We start from the raw sequence: 25,131 nt of genomic DNA, 5'->3' as shown, positions 1-25,131 counted from the left end.
GGTTATATGATTCCGATTTAAGTAAAAGAACCAGGTAAAACCTGGTCCTGCAGCATATTGGCGTAACTAGCTAGAATCTTATAGTACCTAGCAAAGTAGCCGAGCCTAATTGGCTTTCGTCAGTATCATAGCCTAACCCAAATTCAATAGATGAATGCGGGTTGAACCAATAGTGAGTGCCTAGCTCAATCACGTTGTCTGAACCTATTACTTCATTGCTTTCATGAATGTAGGTCACTCCCATACTCCAATCAGGGCGGAAGCAATAATCTGCATCTAACTCGACAGAGAACTCGCCATCAAATTGAGTTATTGGTCTTGCATACTTCAAGTGGTCGTTTTAAGGGATTAAATACGTAGTAACAAGCATTCTCTGATTTAACAGGACTGTGAGTAGTGCACCCATCAACTTGGCTAAAAGCTGACGATACTGGCCTTTATTGCGAGCCGGGTGAGTTTTACATCGACCCAATGAATGAAGTCGCCACCGCCCTTGTCACACACGGTCACGCTGACCATGCACGGGCAGGTCATAACAGTGTGTACGCAAGCTCAGAAACACTGGCTATTATGCAAACCCGCTACGGTGAAGATATGGCGATTCACCAGAATACCGTAGCTATGGGTGAAAGTATTACTTTTAACGATGTAAAAGCCACGTTTTACCCTGCAGGCCATATTCTTGGCTCTACACAAATTCTCATTGAATATGCAGGCTACCGCGTTGTAGTTTCCGGTGATTATAAGCGCCGACAAGACCCTACATGCCCGCCCTTTAAAGTTGTCCCTTGCGATGTTTTGATTACCGAAGCCACCTTCGGGCTTCCAGTCTTTAAGCACCCGCCTATTGAACATGAAATTGAAAAACTTCTTCATTCGTTACGGGTGTTTCCAGAACGATGCCATCTAGTAGGCGCTTATGCGCTAGGTAAATGCCAGCGGGTTATATTAGCGTTACGAGAAGCAGGCTACATGAAGCCAATTTACCTGCATGGCGCGCAGCTAAAGCTGTGTGACCTATACAAGCAATTAGGTATAGACTTGGGTGAGTTAATTCCAGTATCTGAGGTTGCGGATAAAAAAACATTAGCCGGCGAGATAGTCATTGCGCCCCCTTCTGCACTTGCCGACAGGTGGTCACGAAGCTTGCCTAACGTGCGACCTGTTGTGGCGTCTGGCTGGATGCAAATTCGCGCTCGCGCAAAACAAAAGAATGCCGAGCTACCGCTTATTATCTCTGATCATTGCGACTGGCCTGAATTGCTGCAAACCATAGAAGAAGTTAACCCGAAAGAAGTGTGGGTAACTCACGGCAGAGAAGATGCCCTGATGTATCAGGCAGAAAAAATGGGGTTTAAAGCCAGAGCGCTATCTCTCGTCGGTTATGATGAAGAAGAGCAAGGAGGCAATTAGTGGAAGCATTCAGTCACTTACTTGAGCAGCTTTATTTCACGTCTGGAAATAAAGCCAAAGCACAGCTTATAGCCGATTACATTGCTAATACGCCAGACCCCGACCGAGGCTGGGCAATTGCTGCTATGGCAGGTACATTGCGGTTCGACTTTTTTAAGCGCAATACGGTGAAAAAGCTCATTACCGAACATACCGACCCAGAGCTTTTTGCCATGAGCTATGACTATGTGGGTGAGGTTAGTGAAACCGTGGCTCATTTATGGCCTTATAGTGAGCCAACAGATTCGCTACCCACGCTTACCGAAGTGGTAGAAACTTTCGCTTCGGTCAGTAAGCAGAAAGTTTCTGAGACGCTAGCCCATTACCTAACAATAATGACGCCGGCTCAACGCTGGGCGTTACTAAAGTTGGGCACGCGGGGGTTACGTATAGGCGTGTCGGCACGCTCTATAAAACAAATATTGGCCGACTATGGCAATAAGGACATCAAAGAAGTTGAAACACTTTGGCATGCGGTTACCCCGCCTTATGTCGACATGCTTGGTTGGCTAGAAGGAAAAGCCGACAAGCCTGATATTGAAAATGCCGTCACCTTTCATCCGGTAATGCTTTCTCACCCCATTGAAGATAGCGATATCGACGCATTTACCAAGAATACTTGGCAAATTGAAAACAAATACGACGGTATCCGTGTGCAACTTGTCGTTAAGTCAAATAACTCTCTAGATGATAAGACTCAGAACGGTAGTGGGGTCGATGGCGATGTGCCCGAAAAAGCACTTTTTTCTCGTACTGGCGATGATATTAGCCACTCATTTCCTGATCTGCTTGAGTCTGTAAGCGGCAATATGGTGCTAGATGGAGAACTGCTGGTTATCCATAACGCAGAACATGGCTTTCACTCATCTGGAGAATCGACTGCCCAAAGTGTGGCTAGTCAATGCTCGAGTAGTGATAAAGATGCTTCACAGAATTCATCCGCCACACAGCCAGACGTAGATACCTTCAATACCCTTCAGCAGCGCCTTAATAAAAAGAAACCGAGTAAAACGTTACAGTCTTCCGCCCCGGCTGGACTTATCGTTTACGATACTTTGGTGCTTAATGGTGAAGATTTAACTGATAAAACACTAAAAGCGCGACGCCACGCCCTTAAAGAATGGTTTAGCAAGACGAATAACAGCCGTTTATTTCTTTCTGAAACACTCAATGCCACTTCACCTGAAACCTTGCGCCAGCTACACGCCCAAGTATGCCAAAATCGTGCGGTAGAAGGGCTGATGATAAAGCGATTAGATAGTAAGTATGTACCTGGCAGACCTAAAGGCCAGTGGTTTAAATGGAAGCGCGACCCGCTAGTTGTGGATGCGGTAATGATGTATGCACAGCGCGGGCACGGCAAGCGCTCCAGCTTTTATTCTGACTATACGTTTGGCGCTTGGGAAGACAGTCAGCTTTTGCCTATCGGAAAAGCCTATTCCGGGTTCACTGATGAAGAACTCAAAAAACTGGATAATTGGGTAAGACGCAACGCCGTAGGACGGTTTGGTCCAGTAAGGGAAGTGAAAAAAGAGCTGGTACTTGAAGTAGCTTTCGACGCAGTGCACCCTTCATCAAGGCACAAATCTGGGGTTGCGCTGCGCTTTCCCCGTATACATAGAATACGTTGGGACAAGCCCGCTAATGAAGCTGATACATTGGCTAATGTTAAAGCGTTAATAGAAGGCTAAGCCCACAAAAACACTTTCTAAGTTATGCAATATCGCAGAGAATGGAGCGAGATAGAAACAAGGGTTGCACCTTAAGAAAATAAAACAATAGGAAATCGCCATGCCTAAGGCTAGTGAAATTAAAAAGAATAACACTGTGGTATTTGACGGAAAAACTTGCATCGTGCGGGACATTGAACGCTCTGTCCCTCAAGGCCGTGCTGGTGGCAGCATCTATCGCATGCGCATGTACGACGTGGTAACGGGTGCCAAATACGATGAAACCTTTAAAGACTCAGACACCCTAGATATGGCTGACTTAATTCGTCGCCCTGCCATGTTTTCGTATATTGATGGCGAAGAATATGTATTCATGGATAAGGAAGACTACACCCCTTATCACTTGAACAAAGAAAGCATTGAAAACGAAGCGCTGTTTATTAACGAAGAGACCGATGGCATTCAAGTTGTCATAGTTAGTGAAGTGCCGGTTGCCTTAGACTTACCGATGAGCGTTGAGCTTGAAGTAGTTGAGACAGATCCATCGATTAAAGGTGCGTCTGCTACTTCTCGTACCAAACCAGCCACACTTTCAACAGGCTTAGTAGTACAAGTGCCAGAATACATCAGCACAGGTGAATGGATTAAGGTCAACACCGAAGAACGAAAATTTCAAAGCAGAGCTGATAAGCACTAAGCCAATTTAAAGTACTAGCCTAGGCTGGAATTTAAGCTACTTTCAATGCTTTTAGATGACAAAAAAGGGTTCATATTGAACCCTTTTTTATTGTTTATTACACACAGTTTTGAAGCGTGCTTTCGCCCGACTTATTTAGCAATATTTGCCTGAGTAGGTAATGCGCTAAATGCGCCATATTGGGTTACTGTGTAAGCCCCACAGCGAATAGCAAACTCAGTGGCTTCGCTTACATTTTCAAAGTTTTCGGCCCATGCATCGAATTCGTCGGCATTCTTAACCTTTGTCGAAAGGAAATAAAGGAAACCACCGATAAATGAATCACCGGCTGCAGTAGTGTCTTTTACGTCCATTTTTGGCGATGCCAAGGTGCCGCTGAACGATTTAGTAATATAGTGAATTGGCTCACCACCGTCTGTTACCAATACAACCTTAACCCCACTATCAAGCCACTGTTGTACCTTTGCATCGGCATTTTCTTCGCCGTAAAGCTCTGCAAGTTCCTCTCGGCTTGCTTTTAATACAGAAACTTTCTTAGCCGCCTCATCAATACGCGCTGGAGCATTAGCAGTATCATCCCAAAACGCTGGGCGATAGTTAATGTCTAAACACACCATCATGCCGCTTTCCTTTGCCTTGTTTAAAATAAACTCAGTGCCAGGGATAAGTTCAGGGCCAGAAATTGAACCCGAGCAGAAGTGAAGTACTGTATTTTTGTCGCAATCAATCGTCGACAAATCTTGTTCTGAAATGTGCTTATGCGCGGCATTATCTACGTAGAAGTCGAACGAACGCTCGCCGTCTTCATCTAAATTTACAAACGCCAGCGCCGTATTGCCTTCTTGAGTCGTCCACACAAAGTCCGTGTTTACTTTATAGTGATCAAGCATTTCTTTAAGAAACGCCCCAAAAGTATCGTCACCGACTTTCGAGACCATCGCGCTCTCACCACCTAGTTGGGCAACAGCAACCGCCACGTTAGCTGGCGCGCCACCAGCGTAAGGCTGGAAAGGCTTCATGGCTGGTATGTTGCCATCTTTGGGGGCTGCACCTTGGCTTAACATATCAATAAGCACTTCACCTAAACATAAAATTTTCATACCAGCCTCGCTCAAAAAAATGTAAATAAAGGACGTTTACCTTGTGCGCACAATGCGCAAGGTTAACGAATCGTTAATTAATTGGGGCATAGTATTGACGAACAAAACCATTAAATCAACCTAATTGATTTATATTTTTTCCAAAGAATTGTAGGATGTGTAGTTATTGCATTAGAAACTATAGACATTATTGAACAGAAGTGGGCATTATCTATGCGGATTGGTTTTGTTAAACTCACTTCACTTTTAACGGTAGATAGTAATTACTTTGAATATTGAATCGGCATTTCACCTGCCTTCACAAAACGCACCAGAGTTAGTTGATAATCGCTCAGCGAACGAGCGCGCGATCTTAACCTTAATTCGGCAACGCATTGCATTACCTAAAGCTGAAATTGCACAATTGACTGGGCTGTCGGCGCAGTCTGCTACGGTAATTATCAAGAAGTTAGAAACCGATGGCTTAGTTAAACGCTTAACGCCTATAAAAGGTGGCGTCGGCCAGCCTAAAGTACCTTTCGGGTTGAATGCTAACGGGGCATTCAGCATTGGCCTTAAAGTAGGTCGCCGCAGTTTTGATATGACCTTACTCGACTTAAAAGGCAATGTTAAAGCGACCCTTCACGAAAAGTTCGCTTACCCGACGGTAAGCAATTTACTGAACTTTGCGCAGCGTGCATTCAATGTTTTAACTAAAAATATAGATGCAGCGCAACAAAGCCTAGTGAGAGGGTTAGGTGTAGCTATGCCTTTTGAAATTTGGAGCTGGGCAGAAGAAGCAGGCGCGCCGAAAAAAGAGTTAGAGGAATGGAAAGAGTTCGACCCGCAAACCGAACTTGAAAGCTTATTGAACCTACCTGTTTTCATTAAAAATGATGCAGGAGCAGCATGTAGTGCGGAAATGTCTTTCGGCAATCCAAAGCAATACGATAGCTTTTTATATATTTTTGTCGGTACGTTTTTAGGCGGCGGCCTGGTACTTAACAACCAACTCATCAATGGCAAAGCGGGTAATGCCGGTGCTATTGGCTCGCTACCTTTTTTTGGCCAGAATCAACAGCGCCAGTTAATAACACAGTCTTCGCTTTATCTATTGGAAAGAGAGCTGGAAAAAGCAGGGGAAGACGCCAAGCACATTTATGAGTCACCCTCCTACTGGCAGTGCGATGAATCACTGGTAAAAAATTGGGTGTGTGAGACGGCCAAAGGGCTGGCCTTCGCTTCACAGTGCGCTATGAGCCTTTTGGACTTAGACGGCGTAATTATTGACGGCGCCATACCAAGCAACATAAAAGAACAATTAGTTGAAGCAACCCAAAGTGCGCTGAAAGACTTAGATATGCGTGGTATTAAACCTGCGCAAGTTAGTCCCGGTCACGTGGGCGTAAAAGCCCAATCGATTGGAAGCGCAAACTTGGCGCTTCAGGCTAACTATTTTTAACTATTAAGATGTACAGTTAAGGTTTTCATGACAGTAAGTAGCAAAGTGATTCATATTCTAGATGGTGGTATGGGTCGTGAACTTGAAAAGATCGGCGCGCCTTTTAAACAGCCGGAATGGTCTGCACTGGCATTAATGCAAACCCCTGAATTAGTGCGTGAGGTTCACACCCACTTTTTAAATGCGGGTGCCACTGTCATCACTACAAATGCCTATGCTCTCGTTCCATTTCATATTGGTGAAACCGCGTTTAACGAACAAGCATTTTTGCTGGCCGAGTCAGCGGCTAAGCTAGCAAGGGAGGCCGTCACTTTTCAGCAGGATAAAAGCGATAAGTTGTCAGTCGCCGGCTGTGTGCCACCTGCTTTTGGCTCGTATCGCCCGGACTTATTCGATGCAAAGCGTGTGGCAGAGATTTTAACGCCTCTTATTAAAGCGCAAGCGCCTTTTGTAGATGTTTGGCTTATTGAAACGGCTTGCTCGATTGAAGAAGCTGAAGCGGTAGTTTCACTATTAAAAACACTCTCTTCCCATCCCATTTGGCTGTCGTTTTCCTTGCAAAATAGAGCTTCATCAAACGAGCCCGTAACCCTTCGCTCAGGCGAGCCGGTAGAAAAAATAGCGTCTTTGTTGGAGCGTGTTGAAAGCGTACTTTTTAATTGTTCACAACCTGAAGAAATGGAAAGTGCACTAACAATTACGCGAAAAATAAATGAGGACATTACTACTGGTGCTTACGCCAATAGCTTTTCAGAAAGAAAGCGTCAGCATGAAGCTAACGCGCTTTTATCAGAGCTTCGCAACGATATAACGCCAGAGCGCTATGCGGATTACGCTCAATCATGGATAGCGGCGGGTGCCAGTATTATCGGTGGCTGTTGCGGCATAGGCCCTGAGCATATCAAGGCCATCAGTAACAACTTAAAACCTTAAACTCAGATCACACTAGTGCAAACCTTTGGCATTACAGCGCAAAGTCTTCCGTTTCGAAGTACACTAGCTTTGGCGCATCGCAGTGTGTAAAAGTATCTTGTATTTGCGCCACGCTTGGCACACTTTTACTCACTTCGTTCTCTGCAGTTTTTTGGCAGCCGTTAACGACAAATAATGCATCGAATGACGGTCGCTCGCTAATATGATGAATGTATAGCTGTTTGTCGCCTAGACTAATACTCGTCCAATTCTCGTCGAAGCTCTTTTGATGAATATCTCCATCAGCGTATGCTGGCTTGTATTGGTGTGACAAGCGACGTTTGAACAACAGCTTTGCAAATGTTATTTCAGATTCATCTAACCACTTAGTCCCGCCCCGCTCAAAATGGCCTTTATAAAGCTGTGATGAAATAGAAAACCGCTCTCCACCAATAAGTTTATTCAAGTCAAAGTGTTCCGGTAACAGGGTGATCATGTTACCGGTAGAAGATGAGTTTGCATTCGCTTGGCGCAAATACCTAATCAACTTAGCTTTATGTGTACTTTCTACTTTGTAGATAAGCTGATAATCGTGAGGGGAATAATATAATGGCAAGTGACTCGCATAGAGTTCAACGCCATCAGTAAACAACACCATACCGTGAGAGCCAGTCATGTCATGACTTTTATGGTCAGAATGCAAAGGAGCACTTGGCTTTAGCGCTTTGCTAGTGCCATTGATGATCAAATCATCTGTGATTGTAGCTGTCGCACCTGTACACATCATGTACAAACATAAAATAGAAAAACAAAGACGTTTCATAAACCCTGTATGCTTCGCTTGAACGTTAATATGGCGATACTGGCATACCAATCAACCACAATTAAGCTACAATAAATACTTAATCAATTCCTAACTGGAAACAATAAAGTGTATCTATGGACATTGAAGACCTAAGAAAATTTATCGTTATTGCCCAACATGAGAACTTGAGCAAAGCATCTATGCACTTGGCAGCAACCACGGGCGCATTGTCTAAAGTGCTAAAACGCATAGAACAAAAGTTAGAGGTTCAGCTTTTTGACCGAGTAGGCAAACACATTCGGCTCAACTCTCGGGGTAACAAGTTTTTGCTATATGCAACTCACCTTGTACACGAAGCCGATCAAGCGCTTAGCGAGTTTAGGGGTAGCACTGCCGTATCTAACATCACCATTGCTGGTCCATCGCTTTTGCTTCAAAACTACTTACCGGGACTGCTCGCGAAGTCATCCGAACTCAAGGCGAGATTCCACAGCAATATCAATGCGTGCTGGGAAGGTAGAGCGATTGAGAATGTCACTAAAGGGGGCTGTGACATCGCCCTTGTTACTGCTTTTGCAATGGAGGAACGAGAAAGAGACCCTTCGCTTCGACGTATATTGTTAGGCTCATCTTCCTATGTTATTGCCGCAGCCAAAAACCACCCTGCTGTAGCAGAAGCGAAAAGCGGCCAATTAACAAGCCAAAGTTTGCTTAGTTTTGGGTTCGCTTGCCCTGATGTTTCACCTTTTTGTGGTATAAAACGGGGCGTAGGTTCGGATGGATGGAAAGATGACAGGGTACCTCGGTCCATACATTATCGATGCAACGATTTTGGTACAATGCTATCTATCGTCCAAAGAGGATTCGCTTTGGCATACGTACCTGACTTCATAGTGAAAAGCCATAACCTTACTAGCGTGACTGTATCAGATTATGACTTTTGCCATAAAGAGTACTTTGAGTTGATATACAAACCTAGTATGGCGTCTGGATGGCTAAATCAATTTGTCGATGTGGTTTCAAGCGCTATTTCGTAACCACGTTTTTGGCGCCTTTAAGGAGTGCCTCTTTATCAATTTTATTGGGCACTTCAACGCCACGCCTTGCGGTTGGCCTTGCCTCAATACTGTTTTTCCAGCGTATAAGGTTGTCTAACTCTTCAATACTTACACCAGACCATTCATAAGTGCGCACCCAGCACCAATTAGCCATGTCGGCAATACTATAGTCGTCCACCAAGTATTCGTGATTTTCTAGTCTGCTATCTAATACGGTGAATAACCGTCGCACTTCGTTTTGATAACGGGCAATTGCTACCGGAATTTTTTCTTCTAAATAGCGGTGAAATACGTTTGCTTGTCCCATCATGGGGCCTATGCCTCCCATTTGAAACATTAGCCACTGCATAACTTGGCTTTTGCGCTTAGCGTCGCTAGGTAGAAACATCCCGGTCTTTTCAGCCAGATAAACCATGATTGCGCCAGATTCAAAAACAACATGGCCGTCGGCTTCTCTATCAACGATAACGGGTATGCGCCCGTTTGGGTTCATTGCCAGAAACTCAGGCGTTTTCTGCTCGCCTTTCATTAAGTTCACAGCATGTGCAGTATACTCAAGCCCCATTTCTTCAAGTGCTACTGAGGCTTTCCAACCGTTCGGTGTAGCTGCGGTATATAAATCTATCATTAGGCTTTTGCACTCACTCGGTTGCTTACTGCGTCATACCAACGCGCTAAATTAACATGATCATCGGTCACACGAATTTTTACCACTCGCGCGAAATCCATAGCGCATAACGCCGTTATGTCGGCAATGGAAAATGTATCACCAGCGATAAACTCTTTAACACCGAGCCGACGCTCTAAAATGTTAAGATATTTAGACGCATTAATTCCCGCTTCCTTGCCATATTCAGGAACCGGTGTCATACGATCTTTAAAGTAACCCGTGGTGTGCTGGAAACACATACCAATTTGCATCATAAATGCGAGCTCGACCTGGCGCTGCCACATAGATATTGTCGCTTTTTCAACGGGCGTAGTGCCCATTAGAGGTGGATCTGGCTGTAATGCTTCAAAGTAAGTGCAAATTGCATCAGTTTCGGCAATACACGTACCGTCATCGAGCTCTAGAATAGGTATCTTACCCAAAGGATTTTTGACACGCATTTCTGCACTTAGGTTTTCGCCTTTTTGAATATCGACCTGAACGTAATCAACATCAATACCCTTTTCGGCTAAAAACATGCGTACTCGACGTGGGTTAGGCGCCGTTTTCGTTTCGTAGATTTTCATAATGATTGCCACAGACCTTATAACGGATTGTCGGGTATTACGTTCTTTTTAGATTAGTGACTGCACAAACCGCTTTCAAATCACTCTGCCTATGCATAGAACTATTCAGTACTTTTATGGTTATACCTCTGCGCTAAATTTTGCTGTCGAAAGGCAGTAACACCAGTTGTGAACGCCTACATTGTGATCCAGACATCGCTTATGAGCCGGTAATTACCTTAAGGCGTTTTATTTCATTATCGGTAAAGCGTGCAGACTGGTATTCACGTAGTGCGACGCCTTCCTCGCCCGGTGCAAGGGCCTGATTCGATAGGTTATCGCGAAACTTTTCATACTCAGCAATTTTGCTTTCCCATTGTGCCTGCTTTTTCCAGGTTTTCGCGAAGCGCTCTGCCACTGCATTGCCAAACTCTGCCGCCACTGCATTGTATCGGTCATTAACATTTTTGTGGCTGCGTTTTATCTCGTTGATTCGATGCATATTCAGCGTTGGCTGAAAAGCTTGGCGCTCGGCTTGGTTTCCCGCTTCAATCGACGCGACAATGAGGGCTTTTCTTTCGCCTCTAGATAAGGTGCTTTCATGAGCAACTTGTAAGCGCGCCAATGCGGCCTCGTCCACCTGTGCTTCTTGGCTAAATAAATAACGGTATTCGGTGTCATTGAAGAAAGTGCGCCTTATTTTTTCACGCTCATCAAGTTTATAAGACACATCCTGCAAGTTATGACTCGCAAGGTCGACCTCTATTTCGATAACAGAAAGCGCCACTTTATAATCGACATAACGGGTAAATAAGTCAGACGCTACCGCATGGGTATCTGATGTAAATACGGTGCTAACGTAGGTGGTATAGACTAACTTAACGGTTTGCGGGTCTTCTGTTGTACGCGCAAATATAAAGCGGTCGAAAGCGTCTTTAGTTGAGTAGTTAAGCTCAAAAGGAATAAGGCTTTTATTTGCCGTCGCTGCTTCGTTTTTAAGATGATGGCTTGCATCTGCCTCTTTATGCGTTGTTCCATTCTTGCCCAGCAATTCATTGGTTTCTTTTTGCCAGCTAAGCTTTGCCCGTTTGATAGTAGGCTCTGCATCAATTTTCTTGTTGTCAGATGTAAATTGAAAATAAAAAATAGTCCCCAATACCAACAGAGCAACTACAACTAGCCCTGTGAGTATTGGGTACGCATAGCGTACTTTACTTTTCGTCACTACAAGCCCAATCTTTTAAGACGATTAGCCTGACGGACAAACACATCTACCGGGTCGGTTTCAAACCAGTGCGTTATACCAAAACTCTGGTTCACCTCATCTAGGTGGTTCATCTTATAATTGTCTTTCAGCACTTTACCTAAATGGGAACTACAGGTTGATACTAAGCCATCGTTTGGCTCGTTAAACACAGTGCCGGTAATAGCTAAAAACGGGTCAACTACATCAAGAGCATTGGTATAAGTTCTTCCGCCGCTCCACGAGAAGTAGTACACGCCATTTTCAGCTAACATTTTACCGTCGTTACGACAATAAGCGGAAGGCATGCCTTCTGGGTATTTTTGATTAAATGCTACAGAACCTGCAGTTGATAGAGAATCAAGTGCCGCGATTGAGTCTGTGGGCTTGTCACGTGGATCTGACCCAGACGCAATTTCAATAATATTGGCAAATGCATTGACCACAATGCCTACAGCGCCTTCACCCACTGAGTCCTCAGCGAATGCATCCCGTAACTCATCTGCGACTTTACTTCCCCAATTAACACCGGCGACAGAGCTTACCGAGGCAACTTTTTCTGGCGCCACACTTGCGGCGTAACGTGCCGTTGGGCCACCGTGACTATGCCCAATAAGATTCACTTTGTCTGCGCCTGATAGGGCAAGTACTTCGTCGATATACTCAAGTAACTGCTCGCCGCGCACTTCTGTGGAGTTTGCTGGTGAAACTTCAGCAATGTATACCACAGCGCCATTGCGGCTGAGTTTATGCGGAACCTTATAGAAGTAATCGACAAAAAGTATATCTTCAAAGCCGAAAAGGCCATGGACTAATACTATTGGGTGTTCAGTTTTTGCGTATGTTCCAGCGAAGGCTTGTCCTGCCCCTCCAACTAATGAACTAACACTTGCTGTTATGGCAAGCAGAGTGACAATGAGAGCGTTCCTTGCTCTATTATTTTTGGATATTCTCATCGTGTGTGTGCCTCATAATTATCACGTTGTGGTCTGTGGTCAGACCTTTGTTATAATTATGTAAACAAACTGTAAAGATCAACCTTTGTGTTGAAATTTTAATAAGGAGGATAACCATGGATCAGTGAGATCTTTTGTCAGCTAACCGTCAATAACCGTTAAATTCAACAAGATAGTGCTCACAAATGAGTATACTCGCCCATACCATTTTCATTCGAAATACAAACCATAAACACAATTAATAAACCGTCATCACTTTCTGGAATAGGCTTGGATAAAGTTTACGGCAACACTAGAAGTAGTTAGCCACTTTCCCTTAAATGGGTTTAGCTTCATACCTATCTGATGCTTCAACGTAAAGTCTCCACCAACCCATTTTTCCAGTTCACCGGGCTTTACAAATTTTTGCCAATCATGGGTTCCCACGGGCAAATAGCGCATTACGTATTCAGCCCCAACAATGGCAACACATAGCTTTTAACCGTTCGATTTAAGGTGGCGAGAATTAGCATTCCACCCGGTTTGACTAAACTAGCACATTCATCAATTAACTGTTGCTGATCAGGCACATGCTCTACCACTTCAGCGTTTATAACAATGTCATATTGCCTTGCTTCTTTGACCAGTTCGCTTGAAAGCATATGTTTGTAGGTTACCGATACGCCACTTTTTTCAGCATGACGTTTCGCCACTTCTACACTTACCGCACTTGCATCAATGCCAGTTACGTTCGCCCCTAGTTTAGCCAAAGGCTCGCTGATAAGCCCACCGCCGCTACCTATATCAACGATAGATAAAGATGAGTAATCGGGTGGGAGGTTACCTTTACCGAAATGATTTTCTATTTGCGCTTTAATGACATCTAAGCGCGCTCGATTAAACTCAAGGGCTGTTTTATATTTGCCGTTGGGGTCCCACCATGACTCTGCCAGTGAGTCAAAGCGCAAAATTTCTTCTTCAGAAAAGTTAACTTCCCCGGTTTTTTTACTTTTATCGAGCACGATTTTTTACCTTTGAACGTAAGTACACTAGTGCTTTTCTATTGACCCCTATCATTTAGGGTCATAAGGTGAATACAGTAAGGTGAGCATTGAAAATTTTCACCTTTATAATTCTAAATGGGCACGTAGATAAAGACACATTATAAGAATATACGTTGTGAAAGAGGGTTCTGATTTTGGCAAACGCAAAAAATGTATATGGTCGACCGCTCCAGCTATGCTGTGGAAATACTGGGTTTACCCGTGAAGGTTTTTGCTATGTACCCGATGCTGATGCGGGCAATCACAGTGTATGCGCTGTGGTGAGCGATGAATTTCTACAATTTTCCTTACGACAGGGGAATGATTTGATAACTCCTTGGCCTAGCATGTCTTTCCCCGGTCTACTTGACGGCGACAGGTGGTGCTTGTGCGCAGCTCGGTGGTTGCAGGCTTACGAAGCCGGTGTTGCGCCAAAGGTACGATTGGAAGCCACCCACGAGAAAGCTCTGGATATTATTCCCCTTTCTTTGTTGGAAGAATATGCGGCTGACAAAAACTAGGGGGTGTACAAAAGCAATGGGGTTAGAAGAATATCTCCCACTCACAAGAGCCAACAGCAGTACTCAAAATTAAATACATATTGATAAAAAAGATACGAATAGTAAAAAAGAGCATGCTTGGTTAAGCATGCTCTTTTACTCTTTAGTACTCGTCCGTTTGGTAAACAGGACACCTTGGATACATGTTCACTGTTTTTGGATTTGGCATTTACTGTTTAGTAAGCAAACCTTCAGCAATAAAAACCCTAAAGATCACTGAGGTGTTCGAATAACCATAAGTCGAGTTTCAGACATATCTTCTATCGCGTAGCGAATACCTTCACGACCGAGTCCTGAATCCTTGACGCCGCCATATGGCATATTATCCACCCGCCAGCTAGGTACATCACCAATCACTACGCCACCAACTTCAAGTACATCCCACGCCTTGTGCGCTTTGTAAATATCACGGGTAAATACACCAGCTTGCAAACCGTAGCGACTGTTATTCACTTCTTTAAGCGCGTCGTCATAGTCATCGAAAGGCACTAAAATAGATAACGGACCAAACGCCTCTTCAGCGCTGGCATCGCAGTCTTTAGGTACGTTTTCCATAACCGTAGCTTCAAGCATTGCGCCTTCGCGAGTACCGCCACATAAAATAGTCGCGCCCTTTTCCTTGGCCTCTGTAATCCAGCCGTGTAAACGTTCAGCTTCGCCCTCAGAAATCATGGGGCCGATAAAAGTATCTTCGTTTGAAGGGTCACCAGATACTAAGGCTTTTACTTTTTCCACATAGCGTGACTTGAACTCATCGTATATTTTGCTATGCACTAAGAGGCGCTGAACACTGATACAGCTTTGACCCGACTGATAATAAGCCCCAACAATCACGCGGTCGATAGCATCTTCAATATCAGCATCTTCATCAACCACGCATGCGGCATTGCCGCCAAGCTCTAACACGACAGGCTTTTTACCTGCTTTCGCTTTCAGCGCCCAACCCACATCTGGCGAGCCTGTGAAGCTTAGCAGCTTGAGTCTTTCGTCTGTGGTAAATAAATCAGCACCATCACGGCTACACGGTAGAATTGAAAATGCTCCTTTGGGTAGATCTGTTTCTGCCAACACTTCGCCAATAATAAGTGCACCAATAGGTGTGCGTGAGGCTGGTTTAAGCACAAATGTACAACCAGCTGCAATGGCAGGTGCCACTTTATGGGCAGCCAAGTTTAGCGGGAAATTAAATGGTGATATAAACGAGCATGGACCAATGGGGACTTTTTTGGTCATGCCTTGATAACCTTTTGCCCGCGCTGATATTTCTAAGTTTACCGTTTCGCCATTGATACGAACCGATTCCTCCGCTGCAATTTTGAAGGTATCGATTAATCGAGTAACTTCACCTTTAGCATCTTTGATAGGTTTACCTGCTTCAATACACAGTGCTTTTGCTAGCTCATCAGCGCGTTCCGTAAAGCGTTTAACGCAATGCTCTAACACTGCTTGTCTTTCAAAAGGTGCCATCGCAGTCATAGCAGGCTGCGCTTTTTCAGCAGCAGCTATCGCTTTATCGATTGTGTCAGCATCAGCCATAGCAACTTTAGTCGCTACTTCGCCATTATACTTATTCGTTACCTCTAGGTCGGTGTTCGCGTATTCGGGTTCACTGGCTAAATAATAGGGGTAGCTTTCCTTCAACATTTTTTAACTCCTTACCTTTTCAATGCTATGCCTTAAAGCTTTGCACTCAGCTCTTTAATGGTATGATTAAGTGTTTTGTCATTCATGCTGTAATCAACAGGACAATCGATAATGTGCACACCTTTTGTGTTTAAACACTTATCTACCATATGAATAAGTACGTCTGTATCGTCCACACGCCAACCTTGCGCACCATAACTCTGTGCGTATTTAACAAAGTTGGGATTACCGTAATCTAAGCCAAATTCATCAAACTGCATGTTTGCTTGTTTCCACTTAATCATTCCGTACGCGTCATCGCGCAAGATGATCACCACGAGGTCGAGTTTAAGCCTTACAGCGGTCTCAATTTCTTGGCTGTTCATCATAAACCCACCGTCACCACATACGCTTAAAACAGGAGCATCTGGATTGACCAATTTTGCAGCAATAGCTGAGGGAAGGCCCGCGCCCATAGACGCTAATGCGTTATCCAGAAGTAGCGTATTAGGATGATAAGCAGGGTAATTTCTGGCAAACCATATTTTATAAACGCCGTTGTCTAGTGTAACAATGCCGTTATCTGGCATCACTTTACGAATATCGCGTACTAGACGTTCGGGTAAAATGGGGAATCGATTGTCATCTTCTGCTTCCGCGCGATGTTCTACATAAGCTTGATGCACGTCTTTATAAAAGTCGAGTGTCCAACTGTCTTGCGGAGTAATGCCCTCTTTTATTTGCCAAATACTGTTAGCAATGTCTCCGACCACTTCAAGTTGTGGAAAGTAGACGGGGTCTACAGCTGCTGAATCGAAGTTTACGTGGATAACCTTTTTATCATTGTGGTGCATAAAAAACGGGGGTTTTTCCACTACATCGTGACCTACATTGATAATAAGGTCGGCGCGTTCTATTGCTCGGTGCACAAAATCACCGTCGGACAGCGCGGTGTTACCTGCAAAGCGGGGATCGCTCTCGTTAAGTACGCCTTTACCCATTTGCGTAGTGATAAATGGAATACAGGTTTTATCAACAAATTCCCTAAGCATTTTTGCGGTTAACTTTCTATTGGCACCTGCGCCAATCAATAACAACGGCGAATGGGCTTCTTCAATCATAGAGATAGCAGAGGCGATGGCTTTGTACTCAGCAATAGGTCTACGCGCCATACTGGGCGTTAAAATTTGCGCATTAGTTTGCTCTGCCGCTATATCCTCTGGTAACTCGATATGTACTGCGCCAGGTCGCTCCTCTGAAGCAAGTCGGAAGGCTTCACGTACTGTTGAAGGTATTCGGTCTCCACTTACAACCTGATTGGTGAACTTAGTAATGGGTCGCATCATGTCCACGATATCAATAACTTGAAAGCGGCCTTGCTTGCTGGTTTTAATTGGCTTTTGCCCGGTGATCATTAACATGGGCATAGCACCTAACTGAGCGTAGGCCGCAGGGGTAACTAAATTAGTTGCGCCAGGCCCAAGAGTTGATAGGCACACGCCCACTTTTCCGGTAAGCCTGCCGTAGGTAGCAGCCATAAAGCCAGCCCCTTGTTCATGGCGAGTCAGCACTAATTTAATTGAGGATTTTCGCAACGACTCTAGTAGGTCGAGGTTTTCTTCGCCGGGAATACCAAAGACATACTCTACGCCTTCAGCCTCTAACGCTTTAACAAATAAGTCGGACGCTTTCATTTACTGCACGCTCCTTGTATAGAGGTATTTCGATGGGTTGTGATTGTTAGCTACGACTTCAGCATAAAAAACGATTGGTATTTTTTTATGACGCTATTAACTTAACGTCAGAGTTTTGGGATGCCAATTAATATCTTCACAAAAAATTTTGTCGTTTAGGTAGAAATTCAAATGAGGGTACTTGCTATTAAGCTGGTTCATAACATTAACCAAGCCCGCTAACAACTTGAAACTTACATGAGGTATGTTGTGCGGAAACTAACTTCGGTTTCACGAAAAAGTCAGCCCCTCAGCGAATTATTAAAGCGCTAAACTCTTGAGTTTAAGAATTAGCGTTTAGAGGTTTTCGCTTTCCCACTGAGCAAGTTTTTCTTGTGTAGCTGCATCAACACTGCCTTTATTTTCTGTTATCCACCAGCGCTCCATAATGCGAACGTTTTTTTGGTTGGCTTTGTAAAAAACATCCACAATATCACCGATAAACGGAATAAAACCTAATCCGAAGTCGATGGCAGAGTTTTTTACCATTTGAGCTACAAGTGTTTTGGGCATGCCTAAACTTTTTCCTAGCCAAACAATGCGCAATGAAACGAATAGCATGATGGCGTCCCCCGCTCCGGGAATAAGACCCACAATAGAGTCCAAGCCAATTTTTATAGGAATAAAGGGAAGCTTTACTGCAGTATCTAACAGGTTCGCTAGTTTCTGCGCTTTAAGTAGTGCCTTTGGTGCTTTTACGTCCACGTTGTGCTCTCCCTTTCTTCCTTTATGAGTTTGAAGTGCTATAAGCAAAATTGTGATTGTTAAATCATTATTTGCCTACTGATTATTGGTCGGCGCCAAGTGCTCTGGCTAACCCAGCGCGCAAACCATTATCAGATTCTACCGCCCAGCCATGTAGATTTTCTTGCACTATGTCAAACAGCACATCGATGTGTTCGTCATCACTGTTTAATGCAGCGATGTATTCATAGCGCTCGCCGCCTGCTTCCATAAAGTATTCACGATTCTCTTCACCAATTTCTTCAATAGTTTCCAAGCAATCGGCTGAAAAACCGGGGCACATAACCTGAATCGATTTAACGCCTTTTTCCGGCAACGATTTCAATGTTTCATCTGTATACGGTTTTAACCACTCTTCTCGACCAAAACGAGACTGAAAAGTTGTCATATATTCGTCGTGCGAAAGCCCGAGCTTTTCGGCGAGCAAACGTGATGTTTTATGGCATTCACAGTGGTAAGGGTCGCCATTCATCAAATAACGCTTAGGAATGCCGTGATAAGACAATATAAGTTTATCTGCGCGGCCATTCACTTCCCAGTGCGCTTTTACTTTATTTGCAAGCGCAATGATGAAGTTATCACGATCATGATAGTGGTTGACGAAACGCAGCTCAGGAAGCCAACGGCGCGAGGTAAAGTCTTTTGCTATGGCATCAAAGGTAGAGCCAGTTGTCGACGCACTGTATTGAGGATATAGCGGAAGCACTACAAGCTTACGTACGCCTTTTGCCAGCATGGCATCAATCGTGTCACCAATAGCTGGGTTACCGTAGCGCATAGCAAAATCAACAATGACATCATCACCGTACTGCGCTTTACAACGCTCAGCTATCGCCAACGCTTGTGCTTTCGTGATTGCCATAAGTGGTGAACCTTCTTCGGTCCAGACGGTAGAGTAAGCCTCTGCCGAGCGCTTAGGTCGAAAGTTTAGAATGATGCCGTTTAATACAAACCACCAAATTGCTTTTGGCACTTCCACTACGCGAGGGTCTGATAGAAATTCTTTAAGGTATGGCCGCAAGGCCTGCTTTGTTGGCGCTTCTGGTGTACCTAAGTTAGTCACCAAAACGCCGATTTTATCAGATTGCCCGTGGGTAAAGCCTTTGTTTGATTTGTATTTCATGTATTTATCGTCCAAGAAGTACTGCGCTATATCCCTATTATACTGAATTACCTTAGATTATGATCTTTAATAACGCCAGAAAAGCACGATTGCTCCAATAGATTTTAAGCATTAAAAAAGCGGTAGATGTTCGAAAATTATATTTAAGAACATATACCGCTATTTGACCGCCACTTAACAAACATTGTGGCTACTGAGCTGGTTATTTACTTAAGGCTGGTAATATGTAGCTGCGCCTGGGCCTACCGGCATACCAAGTAAGAATACCCAAATATAGAATAAAATGGTCCAGCCTACTATGAAGACCATGGAGTAAGGCAGCATCATCGCGATAAGTGTACCCATACCTAAGTCTTTTTTGTATCTGGCAGCCATGGCTAATATAAGCCCAAAATAACTCATCATAGGTGCGATAACATTTGTGACTGAGTCACCGATTCGGTAGGCCGCTTGAATAACCTCTGGCGAATAGCCAATAAGCATTAACATAGGCACAAAAATAGGCGCTGTTACTGCCCATTGCGCAGATGCACTGCCTAATGACAAGTTAACCACGCCACACATCAAAATAAAGAGGATAAACACAGAAGGGCCGTCTAACCCTGCCGCTTGCAAGAGAGCTGCGCCTTTAACGGCTAGCACAGTGCCTAAATTTGTCCATTTGAAGAAAGCAACAAACTGCGCGGCAAAGAAAACCAAGGTGATATATAGGCCCATGGCTCCCATACTTTTAGCCATAGCATCAATCACATCTTTGTCGTTTTTCATCGACTTGGTTACTTTTCCGTACACAAAACCCGGAATAGCAAAGGTGATAAAGATGAAAGCAACAATGCCTTTAAGGAAAGGAGAACCAGCTACCTCACCTGTTTCAGGGTGGCGCAAAATACCGTTTTCAGGTACTACTGTTAACGCGAGTATTGCGCAAACCACAACGAAAGATATTCCTGCCCAACGCAGGCCTTTCTTTTCCAGTTCCGTTGGCGCATCCATAGATTGTTTGCCTAGGTCTATTGAAGCATCAGCCGGATCAAATTTGCCCAGCCTCGGCTCTACCACTTTTTCAGTAACTAGCGCCCCCATAGTGGCCACCACAAAAGTACTGATAAACATAAAGTACCAGTTCACTTCTGGGCCAACCATGTAATCAGGGTCAATCATATGTGCTGCCGCTTCTGTTATACCCGACAACAGTGGGTCGACTGTACCTAACAAAAGATTTGCACTGTAACCTGCCGAAACACCAGCAAAGGCTGCAGCAAGACCGGCTAACGGGTGGCGACCTAAGGAGTGGAAGATCATCGCCGCCAGAGGAATAAGCACAACATAGCCAAGTTCTGAGGCGGTATTTGAAATAATACCGGCAAACACAACAGCAAAGGTTACGGCGCGTTTAGAGGCATTCATAACCAACGCACGCATTGCTGCCGATAAAAGACCTGAGTGCTCAGCTACCGATACACCTAGAAGTGCAACAAGCACGGTGCCAAGTGGTGCAAACCCGGTGAAGTTAGTTACAAGCCCGGTCACAATTCGCTGCAGGCCTTCGGCACTCATCAAGGATATTACTTCAATCATACCGTCTTCTTCACGTCCCTTCGCGCCTACAGGGCGAGGGTCAGCAACAGCTAAATCGAAGTAACCTAATATGCCACTTAAAACCACTATGAAAAGTGAAAGCAGCGCAAATAACGTTACCGGGTGTGGAAGTAGATTTCCTAACCATTCCACCGTGGCGAGAAATCGCGAGAATAACCCACCTTGTCCGCCGTTATTATCGGCAGACACTGAATTTTTATTTTCCGTTGTCAAAATCTTCCCTCTGTCGTTTATTTACGCCTACTACATCAAAGTTAACGCTGGGACGGCTTCAACTTTGTACTTAATGAGTGGCGTGTTTTAATAATATTCAGGCGGTATTTTACCCGATTTAGTGAAAATTTGGCAGTGAATAGGGAAAATGAGAGGTAAACTCACTGTACACTTTGCTAAATTGGCCTCATATAATTAAAAATAACCACTTTGTATCAGTAAGTTACTTTTAGAGCAGATACAAAAAAGCCAGTCTAAAAGACTGGCCTTTATAATCATAAAAACACTAGATTTTTAGTTGCCTTTCGACTGATTCATGTACTTAAAGAAGTCACTATCAGGCGCAATGACCATAACATCCTGTTTACTGTTAAAGCTTTCTTTGTACGCATCCATACTACGCAAGAAGCTGTAGAAGTCTGCATTTTTAGAATAAGCATCAGCGTAAATTTGAGCTGCAATCGCATCACCTTCACCGCGCAATTGACGAGCATTACGCTCAGCATCTGCCAGCATTACCGTTACTTTTGCGTCAATGTTCGCTTTAATTACTTCAGCTTGCTCTTGGCCCTCTGAGCGGTGCTCACGGGCAACGCCAGCACGCTCTGCGCGCATACGCTGGAAGATAGAGTTACTTACTTCAGTAGGCAGGTTAATCTGCTTGACACGAACGTCTACAATTTCAATGCCCAATTCATCAGAAGAAGTAGAGGCCTGTTCCATTGCCTGATTCATAAGCGCTGAACGCTCACCTGAAACTATTTGCGCAATAGTACGTGTACCAAACTCTGAACGTAGACCGTTGTTAACTTTCTGCTTAAGTAATGCTTCGGCTTGAAGCTTATTACCACCAGTCGATAGATAGTAACGCGCAAAATCTTCTATGCGCCATTTCACGTAAGAGTCAACGATAAGGTCTTTTTTCTCGCTTGTTACAAAACGATCTGGTGAGCCATCAAGCGTTTGAACACGTGCATCTAGTACACGTACTGTGTCAATGAATGGCAGCTTGAAGTGAAGACCCGGTTCAAATACTTTTGTATCTCCGGTTGCGTCGTCTCTTTGAACTTTACCAAATTGAATAACAATGGCGCGCTCGCCTTCTTTAACTGCAAACAGTGAGCCTGATGCAAGCAAAACAAGAAGAACAAATACTGCAATTAACAAATTCTTCATTGTGCTTATCTCCCCTCTCTGTAGCTATCGCCGCGCAAGCCTGAACTTGGTGAACTGTTGCGGCTGCGGCCGTTAGCATCGGTTACTGGTGCTTGTAAGCCTTCCAATGTATTGCGCGTATTTTTGTTGTTCGTAGATTGCTGGCGTTCCATAATTTTATCTAGCGGAAGATACATCATGTTGTTGCCACCTTTGCTATCAACCATGATTTTGCTGGTATTGCTTAACACTTCTTCCATGGTCTCAAGATAAATACGCTCACGCGTAACCACAGGTGCTCGCTCGTATTGAGGAAGTAATTCTTCAAAACGTGCCACTTCACCTTGCGCCTCTAACGTTACACGCTCTTTATAAGCCTGTGCTTCTTCGTTCATGCGGTTCACTTGACCACGAGCACGAGGTTCAATTTCTCTTGCATAAGCCTCTGCTTCACGAATGAAGCGCTGTTCGTCTTCCTGTGCAGCAATAGCATCGTCAAATGCATCTTTAACTTGCTCAGGTGGACGAGCATCACGGAAGTTCATATCAATGATAGAAACGCCCATGTTGTATGGTTCAATGATCGACTGTAGCTCTTCCCACACACGCTGACGCGTTACTTCACGTCCGTCTGTAAGTACGTCATCCATTGTCGAATGACCAACTACATAACGGATAGCGCTATCAAGAGACTGACTCAAGCTTTGCTCCGGGCTTTCAACGGCAAACGTCCAACGGTACGGATCAACAACGCGGAATTGCATTTCCATTTGAACGCTCACTACGTTTTCATCTTCAGTAAGCATAGAGCCTGAAGATGATTGATCGCGTATAGACTGAACATCGACAGGAATTACAGTATCGATAAATGTAGGTGCCCAGCGAAGACCTGGCTCTACTTGTTGATGATACTCGCCAAAGCGGAGTACTACACCGCGCTCGGCTTCACGAATGGTATAAAAACCACTAATGAACCAAATCACGACAAGTAAACCTACTAAAATACCAGCACCGATGCCGCCTAGGCTTTTGCCCGAGCCACCACCGTTGCCACCTGACTTTCCAAACTTACCAAATAAGTTTTTAAAAACATCGTCCAAATCTGGGGGACCTTGCTCTTTCCCACCGCGATTCTTCCACGGGTCGTTATTATTGCCACCCGGCTCATTCCAAGCCATGCTGATACTCCATAGATTACTGTTATATTTTTGAATTTTGCATGCTCAATGCAGTGTCTAACACTGCTTAATGTCGCACAACATACTCTGATATTCCGTTTTCCAGACGCTTTTCAAGCCTGTTCCAATCGGCAGCGGGCATTCTTACATCAACTACCCAGTCTCCCTGACTGTCGTATTCTTCACTTGCAATGCAGTTTAGCTCGTACAACACGCCACGCAATCGACTTTGAGCAGGCGGAATTTTCAATGTGTAGTTCACCATGCTTTTCGCTAAACATTCAGTCAAAGCTTGGCTTAATAATTCCGTTCCCTCGCCAGTTTGTGCAGACAACCACACTCTAACAGGCACGCCTTCATCGTTTCTCTCTATACGCGGCTGAACGTCGTCTAGTTTATCAATCTTATTACAGATTAGTAATTGTTGAATGTCCCCAGCTTCAATTTCTTCAAGTACGTTATTTACCTCGTCCATGGTTTCACGATATTTTGCATCGGCAATGTCGACAACATGAAGCAGTAAATCAGCTTCTTGTGTTTCTTGAAGCGTCGCTTTAAACGCAGCGACTAAGTCGTGGGGAAGATGACGAATAAAACCAACTGTGTCGGCTAGAATTGCCGGTCCAACATCTTTTAACTCGATTTTACGTAACGTAGGGTCCAGCGTTGCGAACAGCTGATCAGCAGCGTAAACGTGTGAGTCGGTAATGGTGTTAAACAGCGTCGATTTTCCTGCATTCGTATAGCCAACTAAGGATACCGTTGGAATTTCAGCGCGTTTACGTGAGCGACGACCCTGCTCACGCTGCTTTTGCACTTTTTCCAAACGACGAAGAATGGCTTTAATACGGCCACGAAGTAATCGACGGTCAGTTTCTAGCTGAGTCTCACCCGGACCGCGAAGACCAATACCACCTTTTTGACGCTCAAGGTGTGTCCATCCTCTGATGAGACGAGTTGAGATATGTCTCAACTGAGCTAGTTCAACCTGAAGCTTACCCTCGTGCGTTCGCGCGCGTTGCGCGAAAATATCAAGAATGAGCCCAGTTCTATCTAACACCCGGCATTTGCACACCGCTTCTAAATTACGCTCCTGAGAGGGAGAAAGCGCGTGATTAAAAATAACAACGTTAGCATCGTGTGCCTTTACAGCAGCTGCTATTTCCTCTGCCTTACCTGATCCGACAAAAAACTTAGCATGAGGCGCACTGCGCGAGGTCGTGATGACTTCGACCGCATTTACACCTGCTGAAGACACAAGTAATTCAAGCTCACTTAAGTCTTCTTTACTGTTCTCGTCGGAAAAATTAACATGAACAAGTACAGCCTGTTCACCGGCTTCATAACGGTCAAACAAGCGCGTTACCTTTTAAATTATTCACCTTTAGTATTTTCAGAATCTCCTGCGCTAGGCATTGTGATAGCGCGTGCTGGAACAACAGTAGAAATCGCGTGCTTATACACCATTTGGCTTACTGTGTTCTTCAGTAAAATAACGAACTGGTCGAATGATTCAACCTGCCCCTGAAGTTTAATACCGTTTACCAAATAAATTGATACTGGAATACGTTCCTTACGCAAAGCGTTCAAGAATGGGTCTTGTAAAGATTGCCCTTTAGCCATTTGATATCC

23 protein-coding genes and 1 pseudogene are annotated in these 25,131 nt (G+C 44.4%); 7 read left to right on the top strand and 17 right to left on the bottom strand.

What is annotated here, in order from left to right; genetic code table 11:
* Positions 1-70 precede the first annotated feature (70 nt).
* Positions 71-331 (bottom strand): hypothetical protein, encoded by a 261-nt coding sequence (locus KL866_RS01975; RefSeq protein ID WP_251139774.1) that lies wholly within the window; start codon positions 329-331, stop codon positions 71-73.
* A gap of 65 nt (positions 332-396) precedes the next feature.
* On the opposite strand from KL866_RS01975, the gene KL866_RS01970 reads away from it, so the two are divergent.
* From KL866_RS01970 to yeiP, 3 genes are all read left to right on the top strand, one after another.
* Positions 397-1,413, top strand: coding sequence for a ligase-associated DNA damage response exonuclease (locus KL866_RS01970; RefSeq protein WP_214992870.1), 1,017 nt, complete (start codon positions 397-399; stop codon positions 1,411-1,413).
* Complete coding sequence (locus KL866_RS01965) at positions 1,413-3,143, top strand: cisplatin damage response ATP-dependent DNA ligase (RefSeq protein ID WP_214992867.1); 1,731 nt, start codon at positions 1,413-1,415, stop codon at positions 3,141-3,143. Before KL866_RS01970 ends, KL866_RS01965 begins: the two co-directional genes overlap by 1 nt.
* Before the next feature lie 100 nt (positions 3,144-3,243).
* Positions 3,244-3,819 carry an elongation factor P-like protein YeiP gene (yeiP, locus tag KL866_RS01960; RefSeq protein ID WP_025257482.1) on the top strand — a complete coding sequence of 192 codons (576 nt, stop codon included), beginning with the start codon at positions 3,244-3,246 and terminating at the stop codon, positions 3,817-3,819.
* 131 nt (positions 3,820-3,950) lie between these two features.
* Here the strand turns inward: yeiP and KL866_RS01955 are convergent, their stop codons facing one another.
* Complete coding sequence (locus KL866_RS01955) at positions 3,951-4,919, bottom strand: carbohydrate kinase (RefSeq protein ID WP_214992864.1); 969 nt, start codon at positions 4,917-4,919, stop codon at positions 3,951-3,953.
* Between the two features lie 268 nt (positions 4,920-5,187).
* Here KL866_RS01955 and KL866_RS01950 point away from each other — a divergent pair, with 268 nt between their 5' ends.
* The gene (locus KL866_RS01950) at positions 5,188-6,360 is read left to right on the top strand and encodes an ROK family transcriptional regulator (RefSeq protein ID WP_025257480.1); all 1,173 of its coding nucleotides are present in this window, start codon (positions 5,188-5,190) and stop codon (positions 6,358-6,360) included.
* Positions 6,361-6,387: 27 nt separating this feature from the next.
* On the top strand, positions 6,388-7,293 hold the full coding sequence (locus tag KL866_RS01945; protein WP_025257479.1) for a homocysteine S-methyltransferase family protein: 906 nt from the start codon (positions 6,388-6,390) through the stop codon (positions 7,291-7,293).
* A 31-nt stretch (positions 7,294-7,324) separates the two neighbouring features.
* On the opposite strand, the gene KL866_RS01940 is transcribed toward KL866_RS01945, so the two are convergent.
* Positions 7,325-8,095 (bottom strand): hypothetical protein, encoded by a 771-nt coding sequence (locus KL866_RS01940; RefSeq protein WP_214992860.1) that lies wholly within the window; start codon positions 8,093-8,095, stop codon positions 7,325-7,327.
* Positions 8,096-8,211: 116 nt separating this feature from the next.
* Between KL866_RS01940 and KL866_RS01935 the strand changes: the two genes are divergently transcribed.
* Complete coding sequence (locus KL866_RS01935) at positions 8,212-9,114, top strand: LysR family transcriptional regulator (protein ID WP_214992858.1); 903 nt, start codon at positions 8,212-8,214, stop codon at positions 9,112-9,114.
* Here the strand turns inward: KL866_RS01935 and KL866_RS01930 are convergent.
* The 5 genes and pseudogenes from KL866_RS01930 to ubiG all read right to left on the bottom strand — a co-directional run bounded on the left by KL866_RS01930 (position 9,104) and on the right by ubiG (position 13,550).
* Positions 9,104-9,763 carry a glutathione S-transferase family protein gene (locus tag KL866_RS01930; RefSeq protein ID WP_214992855.1) on the bottom strand — a complete coding sequence of 220 codons (660 nt, stop codon included), beginning with the start codon at positions 9,761-9,763 and terminating at the stop codon, positions 9,104-9,106. The genes KL866_RS01935 and KL866_RS01930 overlap by 11 nt on opposite strands.
* Entirely contained in the window at positions 9,763-10,371 is a 609-nt protein-coding gene (locus KL866_RS01925) for a glutathione S-transferase family protein (protein ID WP_025257475.1), read from the bottom strand. The genes KL866_RS01930 and KL866_RS01925 overlap by 1 nt, the downstream gene beginning before the upstream one ends.
* A 199-nt stretch (positions 10,372-10,570) precedes the next feature.
* Positions 10,571-11,575, bottom strand: a complete 1,005-nt coding sequence (locus tag KL866_RS01920; RefSeq protein WP_214992852.1) for a lipase secretion chaperone — start codon at positions 11,573-11,575, stop codon at positions 10,571-10,573.
* Positions 11,575-12,549 carry a triacylglycerol lipase gene (locus tag KL866_RS01915; RefSeq protein WP_214992850.1) on the bottom strand — a complete coding sequence of 325 codons (975 nt, stop codon included), beginning with the start codon at positions 12,547-12,549 and terminating at the stop codon, positions 11,575-11,577. Before KL866_RS01915 ends, KL866_RS01920 begins: the two co-directional genes overlap by 1 nt.
* Before the next feature lie 252 nt (positions 12,550-12,801).
* Positions 12,802-13,550: pseudogene (gene ubiG, locus KL866_RS01910) on the bottom strand (bifunctional 2-polyprenyl-6-hydroxyphenol methylase/3-demethylubiquinol 3-O-methyltransferase UbiG).
* A gap of 176 nt (positions 13,551-13,726) precedes the next feature.
* On the opposite strand from ubiG, the gene KL866_RS01905 reads away from it, so the two are divergent.
* A complete protein-coding gene (locus KL866_RS01905) occupies positions 13,727-14,092 on the top strand; it encodes a DUF2237 family protein (RefSeq protein ID WP_214992847.1) in 366 nt (121 codons plus the stop codon).
* A gap of 252 nt (positions 14,093-14,344) precedes the next feature.
* Here the strand turns inward: KL866_RS01905 and KL866_RS01900 are convergent, their stop codons facing one another.
* The 9 genes from KL866_RS01900 to hfq form a co-directional block, all read right to left on the bottom strand.
* Entirely contained in the window at positions 14,345-15,775 is a 1,431-nt protein-coding gene (locus KL866_RS01900; RefSeq protein WP_025257470.1) for an aldehyde dehydrogenase family protein, read from the bottom strand.
* Positions 15,776-15,807: 32 nt separating this feature from the next.
* Complete coding sequence (locus KL866_RS01895; protein ID WP_025257469.1) at positions 15,808-17,448, bottom strand: acetolactate synthase large subunit; 1,641 nt, start codon at positions 17,446-17,448, stop codon at positions 15,808-15,810.
* A gap of 336 nt (positions 17,449-17,784) precedes the next feature.
* Positions 17,785-18,192: a DUF4112 domain-containing protein gene (locus KL866_RS01890; RefSeq protein WP_025257468.1), complete on the bottom strand. Its 408-nt coding sequence runs from the start codon at positions 18,190-18,192 to the stop codon at positions 17,785-17,787.
* Between the two features lie 82 nt (positions 18,193-18,274).
* On the bottom strand, positions 18,275-19,354 hold the full coding sequence (hemH, locus tag KL866_RS01885; protein WP_025257467.1) for a ferrochelatase: 1,080 nt from the start codon (positions 19,352-19,354) through the stop codon (positions 18,275-18,277).
* 210 nt (positions 19,355-19,564) lie between these two features.
* Positions 19,565-21,142 (bottom strand): AbgT family transporter, encoded by a 1,578-nt coding sequence (locus KL866_RS01880; protein WP_029661578.1) that lies wholly within the window; start codon positions 21,140-21,142, stop codon positions 19,565-19,567.
* Positions 21,143-21,460: 318 nt separating this feature from the next.
* Positions 21,461-22,342: a protease modulator HflC gene (hflC, locus tag KL866_RS01875; protein ID WP_025257465.1), complete on the bottom strand. Its 882-nt coding sequence runs from the start codon at positions 22,340-22,342 to the stop codon at positions 21,461-21,463.
* A 5-nt stretch (positions 22,343-22,347) separates the two neighbouring features.
* Entirely contained in the window at positions 22,348-23,499 is a 1,152-nt protein-coding gene (gene hflK / locus KL866_RS01870; RefSeq protein WP_025257464.1) for an FtsH protease activity modulator HflK, read from the bottom strand.
* Between the two features lie 67 nt (positions 23,500-23,566).
* The gene (gene hflX, locus KL866_RS01865) at positions 23,567-24,856 is read right to left on the bottom strand and encodes a ribosome rescue GTPase HflX (RefSeq protein WP_025257463.1); all 1,290 of its coding nucleotides are present in this window, start codon (positions 24,854-24,856) and stop codon (positions 23,567-23,569) included.
* Between the two features lie 17 nt (positions 24,857-24,873).
* On the bottom strand, positions 24,874-25,122 hold the full coding sequence (gene hfq / locus KL866_RS01860) for an RNA chaperone Hfq (protein WP_014951092.1): 249 nt from the start codon (positions 25,120-25,122) through the stop codon (positions 24,874-24,876).
* Positions 25,123-25,131 lie beyond the last annotated feature (9 nt).

It is taken from the genome of Alteromonas sp. ALT199, assembly GCF_018619335.1.
Classification (GTDB): Bacteria; Pseudomonadota; Gammaproteobacteria; order Enterobacterales; family Alteromonadaceae; genus Alteromonas.
The sequence above is the reverse complement of the archived record's forward strand: the minus strand, read 5'-3'. Positions and strand labels throughout refer to the sequence as shown.